This window comes from Collimonas arenae (genome assembly GCF_000786695.1).
Classification (GTDB): Bacteria; Pseudomonadota; Gammaproteobacteria; order Burkholderiales; family Burkholderiaceae_D; genus Collimonas; species Collimonas arenae_A.
Genome location: NZ_CP009962.1, coordinates 4,473,406 through 4,491,430, shown reverse-complemented (window position 1 = coordinate 4,491,430; position 18,025 = coordinate 4,473,406). Strand labels below are relative to the sequence as shown.

The 18,025-nt window shown below is 57.8% G+C and carries 15 protein-coding genes; 6 read left to right on the top strand and 9 right to left on the bottom strand.

Annotation, left to right across the window (positions count from 1 at the left end; all coding sequences use genetic code 11):
• The first annotated feature begins 10 nt into the window (after positions 1-10).
• Positions 11-1,297 (top strand): glycerate kinase type-2 family protein, encoded by a 1,287-nt coding sequence (locus LT85_RS19755; RefSeq protein WP_038492333.1) that lies wholly within the window; start codon positions 11-13, stop codon positions 1,295-1,297.
• 121 nt (positions 1,298-1,418) lie between these two features.
• Positions 1,419-2,840, top strand: coding sequence for a pyruvate kinase (gene pyk / locus LT85_RS19750; protein WP_038492330.1), 1,422 nt, complete (start codon positions 1,419-1,421; stop codon positions 2,838-2,840).
• Between the two features lie 89 nt (positions 2,841-2,929).
• Here the strand turns inward: pyk and LT85_RS19745 are convergent, their stop codons facing one another.
• The 3 genes from LT85_RS19745 to LT85_RS19735 form a co-directional block, all read right to left on the bottom strand.
• The gene (locus LT85_RS19745) at positions 2,930-3,712 is read right to left on the bottom strand and encodes a fused MFS/spermidine synthase (protein ID WP_253273582.1); all 783 of its coding nucleotides are present in this window, start codon (positions 3,710-3,712) and stop codon (positions 2,930-2,932) included.
• A gap of 35 nt (positions 3,713-3,747) precedes the next feature.
• Positions 3,748-4,101 carry a YkgJ family cysteine cluster protein gene (locus LT85_RS19740; RefSeq protein WP_038492326.1) on the bottom strand — a complete coding sequence of 118 codons (354 nt, stop codon included), beginning with the start codon at positions 4,099-4,101 and terminating at the stop codon, positions 3,748-3,750.
• A gap of 309 nt (positions 4,102-4,410) precedes the next feature.
• On the bottom strand, positions 4,411-5,166 hold the full coding sequence (locus tag LT85_RS19735) for a 3-oxoacyl-ACP reductase family protein (RefSeq protein WP_038492323.1): 756 nt from the start codon (positions 5,164-5,166) through the stop codon (positions 4,411-4,413).
• 129 nt (positions 5,167-5,295) lie between these two features.
• Here LT85_RS19735 and LT85_RS19730 point away from each other — a divergent pair, with 129 nt between their 5' ends.
• Both LT85_RS19730 and LT85_RS19725 read left to right on the top strand, forming a co-directional pair.
• Positions 5,296-6,219 (top strand): LysR family transcriptional regulator, encoded by a 924-nt coding sequence (locus LT85_RS19730; protein ID WP_038492320.1) that lies wholly within the window; start codon positions 5,296-5,298, stop codon positions 6,217-6,219.
• A 99-nt stretch (positions 6,220-6,318) separates the two neighbouring features.
• Complete coding sequence (locus LT85_RS19725; RefSeq protein ID WP_038492317.1) at positions 6,319-7,386, top strand: retropepsin-like aspartic protease; 1,068 nt, start codon at positions 6,319-6,321, stop codon at positions 7,384-7,386.
• A gap of 66 nt (positions 7,387-7,452) precedes the next feature.
• On the opposite strand, the gene LT85_RS19720 is transcribed toward LT85_RS19725, so the two are convergent.
• The 4 genes from LT85_RS19720 to LT85_RS19705 all read right to left on the bottom strand — a co-directional run bounded on the left by LT85_RS19720 (position 7,453) and on the right by LT85_RS19705 (position 13,465).
• Positions 7,453-8,814: an 8-oxoguanine deaminase gene (locus LT85_RS19720; protein ID WP_038492314.1), complete on the bottom strand. Its 1,362-nt coding sequence runs from the start codon at positions 8,812-8,814 to the stop codon at positions 7,453-7,455.
• Positions 8,815-9,014: 200 nt separating this feature from the next.
• Positions 9,015-10,775, bottom strand: a complete 1,761-nt coding sequence (locus tag LT85_RS19715; protein WP_038492311.1) for an allantoate amidohydrolase — start codon at positions 10,773-10,775, stop codon at positions 9,015-9,017.
• Positions 10,776-10,885: 110 nt separating this feature from the next.
• A complete protein-coding gene (locus LT85_RS19710; protein ID WP_038492308.1) occupies positions 10,886-12,280 on the bottom strand; it encodes a nucleobase:cation symporter-2 family protein in 1,395 nt (464 codons plus the stop codon).
• Between the two features lie 246 nt (positions 12,281-12,526).
• Complete coding sequence (locus LT85_RS19705; RefSeq protein WP_038492304.1) at positions 12,527-13,465, bottom strand: LysR substrate-binding domain-containing protein; 939 nt, start codon at positions 13,463-13,465, stop codon at positions 12,527-12,529.
• A 465-nt stretch (positions 13,466-13,930) separates the two neighbouring features.
• On the opposite strand from LT85_RS19705, the gene LT85_RS19700 reads away from it, so the two are divergent.
• Positions 13,931-15,199, top strand: a complete 1,269-nt coding sequence (locus LT85_RS19700) for a urate hydroxylase PuuD (protein WP_038492300.1) — start codon at positions 13,931-13,933, stop codon at positions 15,197-15,199.
• 122 nt (positions 15,200-15,321) lie between these two features.
• The gene (locus LT85_RS19695; RefSeq protein WP_038492297.1) at positions 15,322-16,950 is read left to right on the top strand and encodes an HAL/PAL/TAL family ammonia-lyase; all 1,629 of its coding nucleotides are present in this window, start codon (positions 15,322-15,324) and stop codon (positions 16,948-16,950) included.
• 79 nt (positions 16,951-17,029) lie between these two features.
• Here the strand turns inward: LT85_RS19695 and LT85_RS19690 are convergent, their stop codons facing one another.
• Together LT85_RS19690 and LT85_RS19685 are read right to left on the bottom strand one after the other, a co-directional pair.
• Positions 17,030-17,212, bottom strand: coding sequence for a 4-oxalocrotonate tautomerase (locus LT85_RS19690; RefSeq protein WP_038492294.1), 183 nt, complete (start codon positions 17,210-17,212; stop codon positions 17,030-17,032).
• Positions 17,213-17,236: 24 nt separating this feature from the next.
• Positions 17,237-17,986 (bottom strand): class II aldolase/adducin family protein, encoded by a 750-nt coding sequence (locus LT85_RS19685; RefSeq protein ID WP_038496893.1) that lies wholly within the window; start codon positions 17,984-17,986, stop codon positions 17,237-17,239.
• Between the last annotated feature and the right edge of the window lie 39 nt (positions 17,987-18,025).

Genomic DNA, 18,025 nt, shown 5'->3' with positions numbered 1-18,025 from the left:
GGTACACAGCATGACTACCGCCAACAGCATCAAGCCCCGCCAGCTCCTCCTCGATATGTACCAGGCCGCGGTCGACGCCGTCAGCGCCTCAAAATGCCTGCCTGAATACCTGGCCAAGATCCCTGCGCCGTCCGGCAAAGGCCGCACGCTGGTGATTGGTGCAGGCAAAGGTGCGGCGGCCATGGCAAAGACCGTGGAAGATCACTGGCAAGGCGAGATCTCCGGGCTGGTGGTGACGCGTTACGGCCACGGCGCTGATTGCAAGCGCATCGAGGTGGTGGAAGCGTCGCATCCGGTGCCGGACGAAGCCGGCCGCCAGGCCGCTGCGCGCATGCTGGAAATGGTCAAGGGTTTGACTGCCGACGATCTCGTGCTGTGTCTGATTTCCGGTGGCGGCTCGGCTTTGCTGGCTTTGCCGGCAGCCGGCATTACACTGGAACAGAAGCAAGCGATCAACAAAGCGCTGCTCAGAAGCGGCGCCAATATTTTTGAAATGAATTGCGTGCGCAAGCACCTGTCGGCCATCAAAGGCGGCCGGCTGGCGTTGGCTTGCGCACCGGCGCGGGTCGTGACGCTGATGATTTCCGATATCCCGGGCGATGACCCGGGCATCATTGCCAGCGGCCCGACTTTGGCCGATCCGACCACCTGCGCTGACGCTTTGGCGGTTCTGCGTAAATACAATATCGAAACGCCTGAAGCCATCCTCAAGCATCTTGAATCCGGCAAGGATGAAACCGCCAAGCCGGGCGATCCGCGTCTGGAACGCAACCAGCATTATGTGATTGCGACTGCGCAAGATGCCCTGGATGCCGCAGCAGCGACAGTGGTTGCTGCCGGTCTGACGCCCTATATCCTGTCCGACGAGATGGAAGGAGAAGCGCGCGATATCGGCCTGGCGCATGCTGCGCTGGCGCGGCAGATTACCCGTCGCGGGCAACCGTTCAGCAAGCCGTGCGTGGTGATTTCGGGCGGCGAGACCACCGTCACCGTGCGTGGCAAGGGACGCGGCGGCCGCAATGCAGAATTCCTGTTGAGCCTGGCGACGGCGCTGGACGGCTTCCCGGATATCCACGCGATTGCTTGCGATACCGACGGCATCGACGGTTCCGAAGACAACGCCGGCGCTATTTATCAACCTGATTCCATGCGCAGGGCAGCGGAACTGGGACTGCGCGCCCGCGCCATGCTCGACAATAACGATGGCTACGGTTTCTTCAGTGCGCTTGGCGATCTGGTGGTCAGCGGGCCAACACGCACCAATGTCAATGATTTCCGCGCGATCCTGATTCTCTGACAACACGGCACTCAGTCAGCTTCCCTCAATATTAAAAAACCTGCGTCGACCATCATCCAAGGTCGGCGCGGCATGTCCCTTATCGCCTTGCAACTTGTCGATCATCTAAAGAAAGCACATCATGCGCCGCCAACGTAAAGCAAAAATTGTCGCCACGCTCGGTCCTGCCAGCGCCGACCAGAGCACTATCCAGGCCTTGTTTGAAGCAGGCGCCGACGTCTTCCGTTTTAACTTCAGCCACGGCAGCCATGCCGATCACCAGCAGCGCTACGACATCGTGCGCGCGGTGGAAAAAGCGGTGGGTCGGCCAATCGCCATCCTGGCCGATCTGCAAGGTCCGAAGCTGCGCATCGGCCAGTTTGCCGATGGCAAGATCGAACTGCAAGCTGGGCAGGAATTCACGCTCGACCGCGATGCCACGCCAGGTAATAACCAGCGTGTTTTCCTGCCGCATCCGGAACTGTTTGAAGTGATCGCCGGCGGCCAGGCTTTGCTGCTGGATGACGGCAAGGTCAGGCTGGAAGTACAGTCTTGCGATGGCCAGTCGATTCGCACGCGGGTGGTCAACAGCGGCACCTTGTCGGACCGCAAAGGCGTCAACGTTCCGGATGCGGTTTTGCCGATTCCGGCGCTGACTGAAAAAGATAAACGCGACCTGAAATTCGCCCTGGAACTGGGCGTCGACTGGATTGCGCTGTCTTTCGTGCAACGGCCGGAAGATGTGTTGGAAGCGCGCGCCCTGATCGGCGACCGCGCCAGTATTTTGTCGAAGCTGGAAAAGCCGGCTGCGCTGGAACAGCTGGACGCTATCGTACAGGTCTCCGACGCCATCATGGTGGCGCGCGGCGATCTTGGCGTCGAGTTGCCGCCGGAACGCGTGCCCGGTGTGCAAAAACGCATCCTGCGTGTCTGCCGCCAGCATGGCAAGCCGATCGTGATCGCTACCCAGATGCTGGAGTCGATGATCACTTCGCCGGTGCCGACCCGCGCCGAGGCATCCGATGTCGCCAGCGCCATCTATGACGGCGCCGATGCCGTGATGCTGTCCGCTGAATCTGCCAGCGGCGCTTACCCGATCCCGGCAGTGGCGATCATGGACCGTATCATCACCGAAGTTGAACGCGACCCGCTGTACCAGAACATGCTGGACGCGCAGCACGAAACGCCGCTGCCAAACCGTGGCGACGCCATCTGCTCGGCTTTGCGCGACGTTACTCGCATCATCGGCGCCAAGGTCACCGTGACGTACACCAGTTCCGGCCACACCAGTTTGCGCGCAGCGCGTGAGCGGCCGATGGCGCCGATTCTCAGCATCACGCCCAAGCTGGCGACCGCACGCCGCCTGGCGTTGGTATGGGGAGTGCATTCAACCATTAGCGAGCAAGTCCACAATGAAAGCGAAATGGTGACGGCCGCTTGCCAGACGGCGTTCAAGGAAGGTTTTGCCAAGGTCGGCGACCAGATCGCGATTACCGCCGGCATGCCGTTCGGCCAGCCAGGCAGCACCAATTTGCTGCGTTTGGCAGAAATCTGGGCGCAATAAACGCAGGCCGTAGCTTGCCTAAGGAAATTCCTGGCCAAGAAAAAATCCCCCATGCGCAAGCAAGCATCGGGGATTTTTTTGTGACGGGCTTAGCCTGGTTCTTGTATCGCCTGGTCGCTTACAAGCTGGAACGACGGCGCCAGTTCCGACAACTGCAATGCAAATTGCTCGTCCAGTTTTTTTGCCCGATTGAATAGGAGCGGCCGGAAAGCCGCAGCGTCATTTCCAGTAACAAAGAAAGCAATGCAGTTATGGCTGTCGCTGGTCTTGCACCACCAGATACGCCAGTCGGATGCCGCCAGCGCCTGGCCGATGGCGGAGGTCAGCGAGACAGGACGATCCCACAGATTGGAAACCAGTACGCCGCCGGGAGCAAGGTTGCGCAGGCAAGCTGCGTAGAATTCGCTGCTGCTGAGCTCCTCTGCCGGGCCATCGGCGGAGAAGCCGTCCAGCATGATAACGTCAGCAATATTTCCTTTTTGCGCCTGCATATAGACGGCGGCATCGGCATGAATCACTCGAAAGCGCTGGTCGTCGGCGGGAATCATGAAGGTATCGCGCAAGGCAATGACGGCAGCGTCTAGCTCCAGTACCGTGATGTGCGCGGATGGAAAATGACGATAGCAATATTTAGCGAGCGAACCGCCGCCTAATCCGATCAGCAGGATACGTTCGGGAGCAGCGTGGAACAGCAAGAAACCCATCATGGCCCGGGTGTAACTCAGCAGCAGCTTGTCCGGCGCCGAAATCAACATCGCGCTTTGCACGTACTTATGGTCGAAATGCAACGTACGCATATCGCCATGGTCGAACGCAAAAGGCTGGCCACCGCTTTGCTGGAGGATTAATTCGAAGGGGCTGGCCTTTGTCATGATGCGTATTGAGTGCTGTCTGCTGAAGTGCGGTTTCACACCAGCACGTGGCGCACTTGCGTGAAATACTGAAAAATCTGCTCTTCTACCTGTGGGTCGATCATGACTACAGGCCGTTTGCCGTTGGGGCATGCCAGCTTGGGCGTGGTGCCGAACAGGCGGCAGACCAGCGGCCGTTCTTCGTAGACCTGGCACCCGTCCGCGCCCAGATGCGGACAGCTTAGCGCCGCCAGCGCGGCCTCCTGCTCTGCTGCACTCTTGCGCGGCAACCGCGCCATTTCCGTCGTCGATGTCAGTACCGGACCGCAGCAGTCATGGCATCCAGGTACGCAGGCAAACGTTGGGATTTGCTTCCTGAAAAACTTGATGACCTGGGTATCTCTGTTCATGGTCTTGCCATTATCATCGACCGTATTGCCGGAGATGGCATCGATTCTTGCGCGAGGAATGATTCATCAGATGCTTCCTTCTTTCCCGGATCAGGCAGGCTGCATGTCATGCAATTTTTGGTTCAGTGGAGCGGGCCGGCATGGAGCCCAACAGGGTTCTCATTATACACATCGGAAAAACACCGGATCCGGGCCAGCTCGCGCGTATTCACAATGACTGGAACGGCTCTTTAATGAGGCTAAATATATAAAAAAAGCGGTTCAATCCTGAACCGCCTTCGGCACTCCAATACATCATATTTGCTGTTGTCAGGCAGAAAATCCACCGTCGATACTCAAGCTGGCGCCAGTGATATAACCCGCTTCCGGGCTCACCAGGTAAGCCACAAAGCCGGCGATTTCCTCATCCTTGCCATAGCGGCCGAGCGGCATTATGGCTTTCAACGATTCGGCGAAATCACCATTGGCCGGATTCATGTCAGTGTCGACCGGGCCAGGTTGCACATTGTTGATGGTGATGCCGCGCGGACCGAGATCGCGCGCCAGGCCCTTGGTCAAACCAACGAGCGCAGACTTACTCATGGCGTAAGGGCCACCACCGGCAAACGGCACGCGATCGGCATTGGTGCTGCCGATGTTGATGATGCGGCCGCCTTCTGTCATATAGCGTGCTGCTTCCTGGCTGGCGACGAAAACGCTGCGAACATTGATTGCCAGCGTGCGGTCGAAATCTTCCAGGCTGAAATCTGCCAGCGGCGCAATCGCCAGGACGCCCGCGTTATTGACCAGGATATCGAGTCGTCCGAAGGTAGCGACAGTTTTGTCGATGGCCGCCTTGATTGCTGCGGCATCGGCGCTGTCGGCCTTGATCGCCAGTGCATGGCCACCAGCCGCTTCGATGTCCTTGACCACTTGTGCGGCGCGTTCGTCCGAGCTCACATAACTGAAAGCGACGGCGGCGCCGTGCCTGGCCAGGCGTTTGGCAATGGCGGCGCCGATACCGCGTGAACCGCCTTGGATGAAAGCTACTTTGTTGTCCAGTACGATTGTTTGATTGTTTGTCATGATATTTCTCCGTGTTGTTAAGGCGCTGGCCGAAGTGGCAAGCGCCGGGTTGACAGCCACAGTATCGGACGATCATTATGGTGTTACTAGTCCATAATCTGCATATTCAGTTGATACTAAAGGTTTAATATGGAAACCATGATCGGCATGCAATGCTTTGTCCGCAGCGCTGAAGCCGGCAGTTTTTCCGAGGCGGCGCGGCGGCTTGGCATGACATCGGCGGCGGTCGGCAAGAACGTAGCGCGGCTGGAGGCAGGGCTGGGCGTGCGCCTGTTCCAGCGCAGCACGCGCAGCCTGACCTTGACCGAGGCCGGAGAAAGTTTTTTGCATGAGGTGCGGGATGGTCTTGTGTCTATCCAGGCCGCGGTCGATAATTTGTCCAGCGCCGGAGGCCAGCCGGCCGGCGTGCTCAAGGTCAGCATGGGTACCGGCTTTGGCCGTGCCTACATGGTGCCGCTGCTGGCGCCGTTCCTGGCGAAGTATCCGGCCATCTCGCCGGACTGGCATTTTGATAATCGCCAGGTCGATCTTATCGCACAAGGTTTCGATGCCGCCATCGGCGGCGGCTTCGAATTGCCGCCCGGCGTGGTGGCGCGCAACCTCGGTCCGGCGCACCGGATACTGGTCGCGGCGCCAGATTATTTCAACGACAAGAAGGCGCCGAAGTCGCCAGCCGACCTGGACGCCTTCGACGGCATCTTCATTCGTTCACCGCAGACTGGACGAGTGCGCCCGTGGCCCTTGCGCAACCGCGCCAATGAGCAGGCGCCGATAACCTTGCGCATGCGTATGACGATGAGCGATCCGGAAGCCGCTTGCGAAAGCGCGCAGATGGGGCTGGGAATTGCCTTGATCAGCGTGCCGAACGCCTTGCCGTTTCTGCACGATAAGCGACTGGTGCGGGTGCTGTCGGACTGGTATGTCGATGGAGGTACTTTGTCGATCTACTTTGCCGCGCAAAAACTTCTTCCTGCCAAAACCAGGGTGTTCGTCGACTATGTCGTGGAGCATTTCCGCGCACAGCATCTGGCGCAGCAGTTTTCAGCGATCTAAATTTTTATTTAATTACTGGAGCATTTTTTAAAGAAAATCTTCAATTAATGTGGATAATCGGGAAAATCTTACAACTCGTCAATCGACTGCATATAAGCCATGAGGAAAGCACTGCTCAAGCACTTTGCCGGCAAAGCAAAACTACCGGGCTCAAGTACGGCGCTCTGTCTTGCTTTATTCTTGCCGGTCGTGTCCTGTGCTGTACACGCAGAAAATCCAGCGACGCAATGCCGCTATATAAATTTCGCTACCTTTCCAGTTAAGTTCATAGATCGGCATGTCGCTATTGACGGTAGCCTGAACGGCAGCGCCACCACGATGATGATTGATAGCGGTTCGCAACGCACCCAAATCACGCGTCAGGAAGCAGAAAAGCTGGGGTTAACGCTCAGCCATTCAAATTCCTACAGCATCGGCACGGGCGGTGAGTCGGTGTTATACACAACGCGGCTTGATGATTTTTCATTTGGCAAGCTGGCTTGGCAACGGGTACATCTGGGCGTTCTCTGGGACTTGGATAAATCCTTGAATTATGGCGCACTGATCGGTGCGGACATTCTGTTCCACCAGGATGTCGAGCTGGCGATGGGGAACCGGCAAATCAAGTTTTTTGAGCCGAACGCCTGTGACCAGTCATTTCTGGCATATTGGGATGAGAATGCATTGAGCACGCCGATGCACGCGATGTCCTCGGACGATTTGCGCCAGGTGATTACGGTGGAAGTCAACGGCCAGAAAATGCGCGCGCTGATAGACACCGGGGCCTCCACGTCAGTCATTGATCTCGCAGCGGCGGCGCGCGCCGGGATCACCCCGCAGTCGCCTGAAGTCGTGGCATTGGGTAGCGGTGCCGGCATTGGAAAACACCGGTCGCAAATGTGGCAAGCCCGGTTTCAAAGCTTTTCCATAGGTGAGGAAAAAATCGATCATCCGACGATCAGCATCATGGATATTTACGGTGCGGCGCGGGCGGATTCAAATCATGTCGCAGCAACCGACACCATGCTCTATGATCAACCTGAGATGCTGCTTGGCGCGGACTTTTTACGCGCTCATCGCCTGCTGTTTGCCCTGAGCCAGAAGCGCCTTTATTTTTCCTATCTCGGTGGACAGGTATTCGGCACAAGCCATCAGTTGCAAGTTTCGGAGCAAACTGCTTCACACTGAGAGCGTGAGCTTCGGGATACCGTTACAGGACGGGAATAAGGTATTCCCATCCTGTCTTTCAGTGGCTTAGTGTGCAGCCTCAGCCAGCGACAACGCCAGCTTGTTGTGACGCTCCAGCACGTTACCCAGGTCCACCGTAGTGAACTGGCCGTTACGGACTACCACGCGGCCATTGATGATGCTGTAGGCAACGTCCGCAGGTGTGCAGAACACCAGCGCCGCCACCGGATCGTGCCAGCCGCCGGCGAAGCCGACTTTGTTCAGATCGAACAGCACCAGATCGGCCGACATACCTGGCTTCAAGGCGCCGATGTCGTCGCGGTTGAGCACCTTGGCGCCACCTAGCGTCGCCAGCTCCAGCGCTTGCCGTGCCGTCATCGCATCGGGACCGAAACCGACCCGTTGCAGCAGCATGGCTTGCCGTACTTCACCCAGCATGTGGGCGCCGTCGTTGGAAGCGGAACCGTCGACGCCGATGCCGACCGGCACGCCGGCATCGACCATCTTGCGGATCGGTGCAATACCCGAAGCCAGCCGCATGTTAGAGCAAGGGCAGTGGGCGATGCCGGTGCCGGTGCGGGCGAACATGTAGATGCCCTCGTCGTCGAGCTGGACGCAATGCGCGTGCCAGACATCGTGGCCAACCCAGCCGCAATCTTCCGCGTATTCAGCCGGCGTCATGTTGAACTTCTCGCGGCTGTAGGCAATGTCGTTGGCGTTTTCCGCCAGATGGGTGTGCAGCGAGACGCCGTGTTGGCGCGCCAGCACCGCCGATTCTCGCATCAGGTCGCGCGATACCGAGAACGGCGAGCAGGGTGCAACCACGATACGTTGCATCGAGTGGCGACTGCTGTCGTGATAGGTTTCGATCAGGCGTTGCGTATCCTGCAGGATCACCTTTTCATCTTCCACCACGCGGTCTGGCGGCAAACCGCCTTTTGACTGGCCGACGCTCATCGAGCCACGGGCAGCATGGAAGCGCATGCCGATCTGCTGCGCCGCTTCGATGCTGTCATCAAGCTTGCAGCCGTTCGGATAGATATACAGGTGATCGCTGCTGGTGGTGCAGCCGGACATGATCAGCTCCGCCATCGCGGTCAGGGTCGAGACCTGGATCATCTCCGGCGTCAGGTTGGCCCAGATCGGATACAGGTTGGTCAGCCAGTTGAACAGCTCGCCGTTTTGCGCCGCCGGTATCACCCGGGTCAGGCTTTGATACATGTGGTGATGGGTATTCACCAATCCCGGAATGACAACATGATTGCCGGCGTCGATGACTTCGTCGGCAGTCTGCGGCAGGTCGGCGCTGTTGCCGACCTGTTCGATCACGTTGTCGCGGATAAAGACCGCACCTCCGGCAATTTCGCGGCGGGCGTCATCCATGGTGACAACCACGCGCGCATTTTTTATCAATAGAGTTTTAGACATGGCAATTAACCAACAAAATAACTGATGCTACGCAGAGCCTGCCGCTTCTTTTCAATGCAGTACTGACGGTAGTTAATCAGGGTCAGAGTAATTTACGACGATACGGCTGTCGTAAAAAAACTCTGACCCCACTTAACTACGCCTGGTGTTGAATTGGCGAAAAACCTCGGCGTGTAATATCAGTAGGTAAATACGCTGGTTCAAGATTTTGGTTTGAAGCGGCGTAGGAAATCCAGCAAGATTTGCGCCGATACTTCGGCATCGTCAGCAGTCATTGTTTCCAATGGATTGTGACTGATGCCACCGTTGCCGCAACGCGTGAACAGCATTGCGACATCAGTTATTTTGGCGATGGTCATGGCATCATGACCCGCGCCGGAAGCGAGTTTGAACGGTTTTACGCCAGCCCGTTCGGTGGCGGCGGACAACTGGTCCATCAGCCAGGAAGCACAAGGCGCAGCCGGGGCCGACACCATTTTTTCGACATTGGCTTCGATGCAGCGGCGTTCGCAGACCGCTTCGATATGACGCAGCACGTCTTCCACTGCCGCATCGCGCACGACATCGTCCTCGGCGCGAATATCTAGCGAGAACACGCATGCACCCGGAATCACATTGGTTGAACCGTTCGGCACCTGCAGCTGGCCAACCGTGCCCACCAGCGATGCCTGCTGATCCTGCGCGCAGCGTTGTTCCACGTAGAGCACGATTTCGGCGGCTGCCGCGGCGGCGTCCTTGCGCATCGACATCGGCGTAGTTCCGGAATGGCTGGCGACGCCTTTCAGTTGCACCATGTAGCGGCAACTGCCGGCGATCGAGGTAACGATGCCGACCGGCAGGTCACGATGCAGCAGCACCGGCCCCTGTTCAATATGTACTTCAACATAGCCCAGCAAGTCAGCCGGATTACGAGCAATGGCAGGAATCGCTGCAGGATCGTGGCCGGCTTTCAGCAAGGCATCGCGCATGCTGATGCCGTCGCGGTCAAGCGTGTTCAGCAACTCCATATTGAACTGGCCGATGATTGCATTACTACCCAGGAAAGTACTCTTGAAGCGTACGCCTTCTTCTTCGGAGAAACCGACGATTTCAAAATGGAAGGGCAGCTTCTCGCCACGTTCATGCAAATGCTTGACGATGGCGATCGGCAGCAAGATGCCTTCGCGGCCATCGTATTTCCCGCCGTTGCGCACCGTGTCGTAGTGCGAGCCCGTCATCAGCGTTTTTGCCGATGGGTTGTCGGACAGATAGCGCCCCACCACGTTGCCGGCTGCATCGATCTCGGCTTGCATGCCGGCTTCGCGCATCCAGCCGGCTATTTGCGTGGCCGTGCGGCGGTGCGCGTCAGTCATGTAGGCGCAGGTCAGGCCGTTGTCGTCGTCGCTCCAGGCGCCGATCTGTTCAGCCCAATGCATGATGGTCTTGCCCAGCTCGGGCGAATAGCCGAGCAGGTCGTTGGTGCGCATCTCGGCGATACGGCCGATCTGGCGCAAGGCCTCTCCCAGTTCATCGTCGAACTGGTTCTTCAGGCGGCGGCTGAAGGTGGCGATGATGGCCTGGCGCGACAAGCCCTGGCCGTCGGCGCCCTTGACGGCGAGGATGAAAGGGAAACCGAATTTCTTGTTGTAGTCGGCATTGAGTTTTTGCAGCGTGGCGAATTCTTCAGCGCTGCAAAGATTGAGGCCAGCCTTAGCTTGCTCGCCGGTCGATTCAACCGTCAGCTCGCCCGCGATGGCTGCCTTGCCGGCCAACTCCGGGTGGGCACGGATCAGGCCAAGCTGTTCTTCTCGGGTAGCGCTGCTGACAGTCGCCTGCATCGCCAGCTTGAGTGCGGTGATGTTGGCGAATGGCCGCTGGGAGGCTGCGCGTTCAGGGATCCATGGCGAATGCTCGTAGATGCCGTGCAAGGTCGCGACGAAGGCTTGCGCATCGGCGCTGTTCAATTGTTCTAGTGTTGTCATTTATTTCATCCGCGGGTCTTGCCCGCTTCCTCGGTTACTTCAAAACAGTTTACTCGCAGCTTGGGTTGCCGGTATTGTCCTGGGTGAACCCAGGCTGCGTTTTCTTGCGTTTAGTGATCGGAGCTTTGCGCCGCCGCCATTGCATGCGCACGGCTGTCTTCGCTGGAACCTTTACCGTTGAAAAACAGGTTCAGCAAGACCGCCATGCTGGAAGCGAGCAGAATGCCGCTGTGCAAAATGGTCGACAGGAAAACCGGCATCTTGTCGAAGAAGCTTGGCGCCACGATCGGAATCATGCCTGCGCCGAAGCTGACGGCGACGATGAACAGGTTATTGCGGTTGCGCTGGAAGTCCACGCCCGACAAGATCTTGATGCCGGTGGCGGCCACCATACCGAACATCACGATGCCGGCGCCGCCCAGTACAAACTGCGGGATCGAGGCGGCGACGTGCGCCATTTTCGGAAACAGGCCGAACAGCATCAGGATCACGCCGGCGGCGGCGCAGACGAAGCGGCTACGTACGCCGGTGACGCCGACCAGGCCGATATTCTGTGAGAACGAGGTGTACGGGAAGGTATTGAAGATGCCGCCGATTACGCTGCCGAGACCATCGACGCGCAAGCCGCGCGCCAGGGTTTTGTCATCGACTTTCTTGCCGACGATTTCACCCAGGGCGATAAACATCCCAGTCGATTCGATCATGGTGACGATCATCACCAGGCACATGCTGATAATCGAGCCGATGTCGAATTTTGGCCAGCCGTAGTGGAAAGGCCGGATGAAGGCGAACCATTCGGCGTCGCCGAGGCCATAGAAGCTGATTTTTCCCATCGCCATGGCGATGACGAAGCCGATCACCATGCCGGTCAGCACCGAGATGTTGGCGATGAAGCCTTTCACATATTTGGTGATCAGCAGGATCGATACCAGCACGATCAGCGCAATGCCAAGGCTGGTGGGGGAGCCGTAATCCGGATTGGGCATCTTGACGAAGACGCCGTCGACCAGTTGGCCGATCACAGGCTGGCCGCCGGCCGCCCAGTTGATGCCAACGCCCATGAGGGAAATACCGATGACGCTGATCACCGTGCCGGTCACCACTGGCGGAAAGAAGCGCATCAGACGACTCATGTAGGGCGCTGCCAGGACGCAGAAGATGCCGGAGACAATCACAGCCCCGTAGATATGGACGATCGTCAGTTGCGGGTTGCCTGCCATCGCCACCATTGGCCCGACGGCGGCGAAGGTGACGCCCATCATGACTGGCATCTTGATACCGAATTTCCAGAAACCAAGGCATTGGATCAGCGTAACCAAACCGCAGCAAAACAGGTCGGCGCTGATCAGGAAGGCGATGTCGCTTTTTGCCAGGTTGAGGGCGCCGCCGATGATCAGGGGCACCGCGATCGCGCCGGCATACATCACCAGCACGTGCTGCAGGCCGAGCGCGGCCAGTTTACCTACGGGAAGTCTTTCATCTACCGGATCTGTACTGCTGTTCATCGTATGTCTCCTAGGCGCTATTTATGATTTTAGTGCTGGCAGCGGTATCCATACGGTCTTTTAACTTCCTGCCTGACCGGCTCGATCCGCTACAGCCTTCACAAGTCACCTGCGAGTTGAACAGGGCTCGTGCGCTTCGATACTACTTTGCCCGAGACTCCACGATATATAGCTTGCCTGATAGTTGATTTATGTATTTGGATATATGGCGAAAATGCGTTGCGATAGAGAATTTCGTTGTTTTTTTTACTTCTCCAGCAGCGCCTTGGCGGCAATCCCGATCTGTTCTCGCAGCCATTTATGCTCGGTGGCCTGGTGCACCCGCTCGTGCCACAGTTGGTAAAAACGCATCGGCGGAAACTTGATCGGCAGCGCAAAACTTTTCAATGACAGCGTCTTTTCATAGAAGCGCGCGAACTGGCGGCCGGTGGTCAGCACCAGGTCGGTTTGCGCCACCATATAGGGCAGCATGCCGAAATAGGCCGATTCCACCACCACATTACGGTTCAGGTTCTGACTGTCGAGAAAGGAATCGATGATGCCGTGATATCCAGGCAGCACCTGCCACGGCGCTACATGCGGCAGCGACAGATAGTCCTCCACCGTCATCTGGTCAGGCCCGGTGCGTTTGGCGTAGGCGCTGTCGGCGCGCATCAGGCAGACGATGGGGTCGTCGAACAGTTTCGACAGGTGCAGGTGGGGCGGCGGTTCATCCCAGTTGGCGATCACCAGGTCGAGATCGCCATCGGACAGCAGCCTGACGTAGTCGGTTTCCGGACCCAGCGCATGGATCACGATGCGGCTCTTGGGCGATTCGCGGCGCAGGCGGGCCACTACTTCCAGGAAGAACGGCGTATTCATGTAATCTGGCGCGGCGATATGAAAGGTACGCGCTTCGGCTTGCGGCACGAAAGGGGTCTTTTGCACGAACAGGCGTTCGGTTTCTTCGAGAATGCGTTTGGCAGGCTTGAGCAGGCTTTCGCCGTGCTGGGTCGGCACCATGCCGCGGGCGCCGCGCACCAGCAGGGGATCGCCGGTGAGCTCGCGCAGCTTGCGCAGCGAGGCCGAGATCGATGGTTGCGGCTGGTTCAGTTTAAGCGCTACGCGCGAGACGTTTTTCTCGCACAGCAGCAGATACAGGATGCGTATCAGGTGTATATCCAGGTGGTCGGGCAGCTTAGCCATGGTGTCTCCTACTATTGTTTTGTTGTTGATATTTATTGATTTAATATTTGAGGACCTACACAAAGTTCCTCCAGCGGCGTTATGCCTCCTTGCCGTGCAGCTGCACTGTCTGCGTCGGCATGCCTTGCTGGAGAAACTTTGTGCAAGTCCAATATCTATTGGCTTGAGCATTAGGCTTATATTATTTTGCTTATAGTGATTGGAGCCCTTGCAGTTCATTTTGGTATATGGATATGCGTATGTCAAATATATCTATAAATCCATGTTTTAAAATCACAATACGTTTATCTTGCGTGAATCTGCCACGCTTTTATCTCAGGGGTGGCAGGGAGAAAATGAATGTGGGTCGTAGCGGAGCTGGTGTAATAACAACGCTTATATAAAGTTCGCGGCCATATTGGAGTAATCACTCCGTCGTTTGCAGAGCCCGCGGTGGCAGACGAGCAATAGAATGTTGGGGAAGACATGGATGCAATGTTGGTAGCGTATGGGGTCGACTGGCTCAATCTGTTGGTGCGTTGGTTGCACTTGATTACGGGGATCGCCTGGATCGGCGCATCCTTCTATTTCGTCTGGCTCGATAATTCGATCCGTCCTCCGAAGCCGGGCTCCGATCTGGCCAAGAAAGGCGTGTCTGGAGAGCTGTGGGCAGTCCACGGCGGTGGTTTCTACAATCCGCAAAAATATCTGGTGGCGCCGGCAGAATTGCCGGACGACCTGCATTGGTTCAAATGGGAAGCCTATGCCACCTGGCTGTCCGGTTTCGCCATGCTGTTCATCGTTTACTACTTCAATGCTTCGGCAATGATGATCAACAAGGATGTGGCCGACCTCAGCAACTGGCAAGCCATCGGCGTCGGCCTCGGCACCCTGGTGATCGGATGGACCGTCTACGACTTGCTGTGCCGTTCGCCGCTGGGCAAACGCGACGGCCTGCTTGGCATCATCATGTACCTGTTCATCGTTGCCGCCGCTTTTGTGCTGACGCATCTGCTGAGTGGCCGCGCCGCCTACATCCATGTCGGCGCCATGATCGGCACCATGATGGTGGGTAACGTGTTGATGGTGATCATCCCGGGCCAGCGCAAGCTGGTGGAAGCGATGCGCGTCGGTAAATCGCCGGATCCAATCTACGGCAAAAAGGCCAAGCAACGCAGCGTGCACAACAACTATTTCACGCTGCCTGTGTTGTTCATCATGATCAGCAACCACTACGGCATGACCTACAGCCATCCGTACAACTGGCTGATCCTGGCGGCGATCATTGCTGCCGGCGCGTTGATTCGTCACTTCTTCAATTTGCGTCACGCCGGCCGCGTTTCAATCGGTTATCCGATTGCCGGCGTAGCCTTGCTGCTGGCGGTAGCCATTGCAATTGCACCGAGCCCGATCAAGCCAGTGGCGCCGGTTGCCAAGCTGGATTCTCCGGTTGCAGCAGGTACAACCGGTGCAGTTGCTGCGGCAACTGCGGCGCCGGCAGCCGACATGGCGCATATCCAGGAAATCATCGGCCAGCGTTGCGCTACCTGCCATTCGGCGCAACCGACACAGCCTGGCTTTGCCACTGCACCGGCTGGCATCATGCTGCAAACGCCTGACCTGATCCGTCAGCACGCCGACAAGATCTATCAGCAGGCAGTGCAGTTGAAGGCTATGCCACTGGCGAACATGACGCACATCACTGACGACGAACGCGCCTTGATCGGCGCCTGGTATACCGCCGGCGCCAAGTAAGCCGCCGCGCCCGATATCATCGTCCAGCCCCAACGCAGGAAGCCGGTTGAGCAATAGCCGCAACGCTCAATCGGCTTTTGCCTGCGGCGCTTATTCAGCACATTAAAAAATTTGGAGTTCCCATGCCTCAAACCATCACCATCGACGGTTTCAACCTGACTGCACAGCAAGTAGTCGAGGTCGCCCGCGCTCCGCACCTGCCGGTGACGCTAGCCGAGTCGTCGCGCGCCGCCCTGAAAGAAAGCCGCGACTATATTGAATCGACCTGGATGCACGACGAAGCGCCGATGATGTACAGCTTCAACACCGGCGTCGGCCTGTTGAAAGACACTCGCATCAAGGTCGAGCATATCGAATTGTTCCAGACGCAACTGATCAAGGCCCATTGCGCCGGTATCGGCGAGCCGTTCTCGGAAGAAGTCAGCCGCGCCACCATGCTGCTGCGCGCCAACGCCTTCGCCAGCAATTATTCGGCGCCGCGGGTGGAAGTGGTCGACCGTCTGCTGGCCTTCCTGAACGCCGGCATCCATCCGATCATGCCGCAAAAGGGGTCGGTTGGCGCCTCCGGCGACCTGGCGCCTTTGTCCTATCTGGCTGCCGCGATTGCCGGTTTCGATGAAGCCGAAGTCATGTACCAAGGCCAACGCATGAGCGCGCCTGAGGCGATCACCAAGGCCGGCGTCGGTCCGGTCAAGTTCGATCTCAAGGCCAAGGATGCATCGGCCCTGATCAATGGCTGTACCGCGTCGCTGGCGGTGGCTGTGCTGGTAGCGCACGATTCGCGCAACCTGCTGAGCGATGCCTGTTTGTCGCTGGGCCTGACGCTGGAAGCGATGCGCGCTGAAATGGCCGCCTTCGACCACCGTATCCAGCAAGCCCGTCCGCATGCCGGCCAGATCAAGACTGCCGCCATCATCCGCAAGCTGCTCTCCGGTTCGACCCGCACCACGCATGAAGCGCGCGCGGTGCAGTTTCCGGAAGAATCGCGCCGTACCGATATCCCGTACAGTTCGCGCATCCAGGACGTGTATTCGCTGCGCTGCTCGCCGCAAGTCTACGGCCCGGTGTTCGATGCGCTTGATTACATCGACAACATCGTCGACAAGGAAATCAACTCGGCGACCGACAATCCGCTGATCTTTGACAAAGAAGGCGGCGGCTTTGAAATCATCTCCGGCGGTAACTTCCACGGCCAGTACCTGGCGCAGGCGATGGATCTGCTGGCGATGGCGATCACCGACCTCGGCAGCATTTGCGAACGGCGCATCGCCCGCCTGATCGACCCGACCTTGTCATGGGGCTTGCCACGCAACCTGATGAGCGGCGTGCGCGGCGTCAACACCGGTTATCCGGTGGTGCAATGTTCGATGAGTTCGCTGGTGATGGAAAACCGCACCCTATGCATGCCGGGCAGCGTCGACAGCATTCCGGCCAAGGGCAACAGCGAAGACCACGTCTCCAACTCGACCTGGTGCGCACGCAAGGCGGCCACTGTGGTGGCCAACACGCAGTACATCATCGGCGTGGAAATGCTGCTGGCAGCGCAGGCGCTGACCATGACGGAAGATCTGCTGCCGGGCTTTGTACTGGGCGAAGGCACGCAGGCGGCCTATCAGGAAATCCGCAGCCAGATTCCGGCTTGCCTGGATGGCGACCGCTGGTTCCACAACGATATCGCGGTGGCGCAATCGTTCGTGGTCAGCGGTTCGGTGCGTGCAGCCGTGGTCAAGAAGATCGGCGAGTTTGCCTGATTTTGATTCAGCTTCATGCGAATAAAAAAGGAGCCACGCTATTGTGGCTCCTTTTTTTATGTGGCAAGGCGATGCAAACTCAGTCCGACCAGAGCTTGCCTGCGGTGGCCCAGTTCTCCCGTTTCACTTCCTCGATGATGATGTCCACTGATTCCGGCCCGCAATCCAGCGTCTGGCAGGTGACTTCTGTGACAGCCTTGACGAAGGCGCGCTTTTGCTCGACAGTGCGGCCTTCAAAAATTTGCACGTTAAATGTAGGCATGTAAGTCCTTTCGATAGGAGTTGATCAATGTTGATAGCTGGGATCGATGGCGTTCAGTTTGCGTAATAGTGCCGGCCATTCCAACAATCCTTCCGGGCTGCCGTCGCCAAGCAACTGGTCACGTGTCTTGCGGCAGATTTCCTGGGAGGGCATGGTCAGGCGGCCGCGGCCGGAATTCATCTTGAGTTGTATTTCACAGGCCTTGTCCAGCGTATCCATCAGCACATACGCTTCGGCGATGGTGCGGCCGCAGACCAGGCTACCGTGATTGCGCAACAGCATGGCAGGCAGTTGGCCGAGCCGCTCGATCATGCGGTGTTGCTCGGTAGGCGTGAGCGCCAGGCCTTCATAGTCGTGGTACGCAATTTGTTCATAAAAACGTAGTGCGTGCTGCGAGAGCGGTAGCAGGCCATCTGCCTGAATCCCGATCGCTACCGCATGCGTATTATGCAAATGCATGACGCACATCGCATCTGCGCGCGCCGCGTGGACCGCGCCATGGATTGCAAAACCGCTGACATTGACCTGGTAAGGCGAGTCGCCGACGATATTGCCGCGGGCATCGATCTTGACCAGGTTGGATGCGCAGACTTCATCGAAACGATAGCCAAACGGATTCAGCAGGAAATGTCCCGGTTCACCGGGAACCGAAGCTGAAATGTGGGTATAGATCAGGTCATCCCATTGCTTCAAGGCACACAGGCGATAGCAAGCCGCCAGATCTTTGCGCACTTGCCATTCTGGGCTGCTGATGGGGGAGGGGGTTGCGTTCATGGAAATCCAGATGGTAAAACGCGCGCCGATCAATTGAAT

What these genes read in the sequence shown, in the direction of transcription:
- LT85_RS19755 (WP_038492333.1), top strand. Translation starts at nt 11, where the DNA reads ATGACTACCGCCAACAGCATCAAGCCCCGCCAGCTCCTCCTCGATATG.
- pyk (WP_038492330.1), top strand. Translation starts at nt 1,419, where the DNA reads ATGCGCCGCCAACGTAAAGCAAAAATTGTCGCCACGCTCGGTCCTGCC.
- LT85_RS19745 (WP_253273582.1), bottom strand. Translation starts at nt 3,712, where the DNA reads ATGACAAAGGCCAGCCCCTTCGAATTAATCCTCCAGCAAAGCGGTGGC.
- LT85_RS19740 (WP_038492326.1), bottom strand. Translation starts at nt 4,101, where the DNA reads ATGAACAGAGATACCCAGGTCATCAAGTTTTTCAGGAAGCAAATCCCA.
- LT85_RS19735 (WP_038492323.1), bottom strand. Translation starts at nt 5,166, where the DNA reads ATGACAAACAATCAAACAATCGTACTGGACAACAAAGTAGCTTTCATC.
- LT85_RS19730 (WP_038492320.1), top strand. Translation starts at nt 5,296, where the DNA reads ATGGAAACCATGATCGGCATGCAATGCTTTGTCCGCAGCGCTGAAGCC.
- LT85_RS19725 (WP_038492317.1), top strand. Translation starts at nt 6,319, where the DNA reads ATGAGGAAAGCACTGCTCAAGCACTTTGCCGGCAAAGCAAAACTACCG.
- LT85_RS19720 (WP_038492314.1), bottom strand. Translation starts at nt 8,814, where the DNA reads ATGTCTAAAACTCTATTGATAAAAAATGCGCGCGTGGTTGTCACCATG.
- LT85_RS19715 (WP_038492311.1), bottom strand. Translation starts at nt 10,775, where the DNA reads ATGACAACACTAGAACAATTGAACAGCGCCGATGCGCAAGCCTTCGTC.
- LT85_RS19710 (WP_038492308.1), bottom strand. Translation starts at nt 12,280, where the DNA reads ATGAACAGCAGTACAGATCCGGTAGATGAAAGACTTCCCGTAGGTAAA.
- LT85_RS19705 (WP_038492304.1), bottom strand. Translation starts at nt 13,465, where the DNA reads ATGGCTAAGCTGCCCGACCACCTGGATATACACCTGATACGCATCCTG.
- LT85_RS19700 (WP_038492300.1), top strand. Translation starts at nt 13,931, where the DNA reads ATGGATGCAATGTTGGTAGCGTATGGGGTCGACTGGCTCAATCTGTTG.
- LT85_RS19695 (WP_038492297.1), top strand. Translation starts at nt 15,322, where the DNA reads ATGCCTCAAACCATCACCATCGACGGTTTCAACCTGACTGCACAGCAA.
- LT85_RS19690 (WP_038492294.1), bottom strand. Translation starts at nt 17,212, where the DNA reads ATGCCTACATTTAACGTGCAAATTTTTGAAGGCCGCACTGTCGAGCAA.
- LT85_RS19685 (WP_038496893.1), bottom strand. Translation starts at nt 17,986, where the DNA reads ATGAACGCAACCCCCTCCCCCATCAGCAGCCCAGAATGGCAAGTGCGC.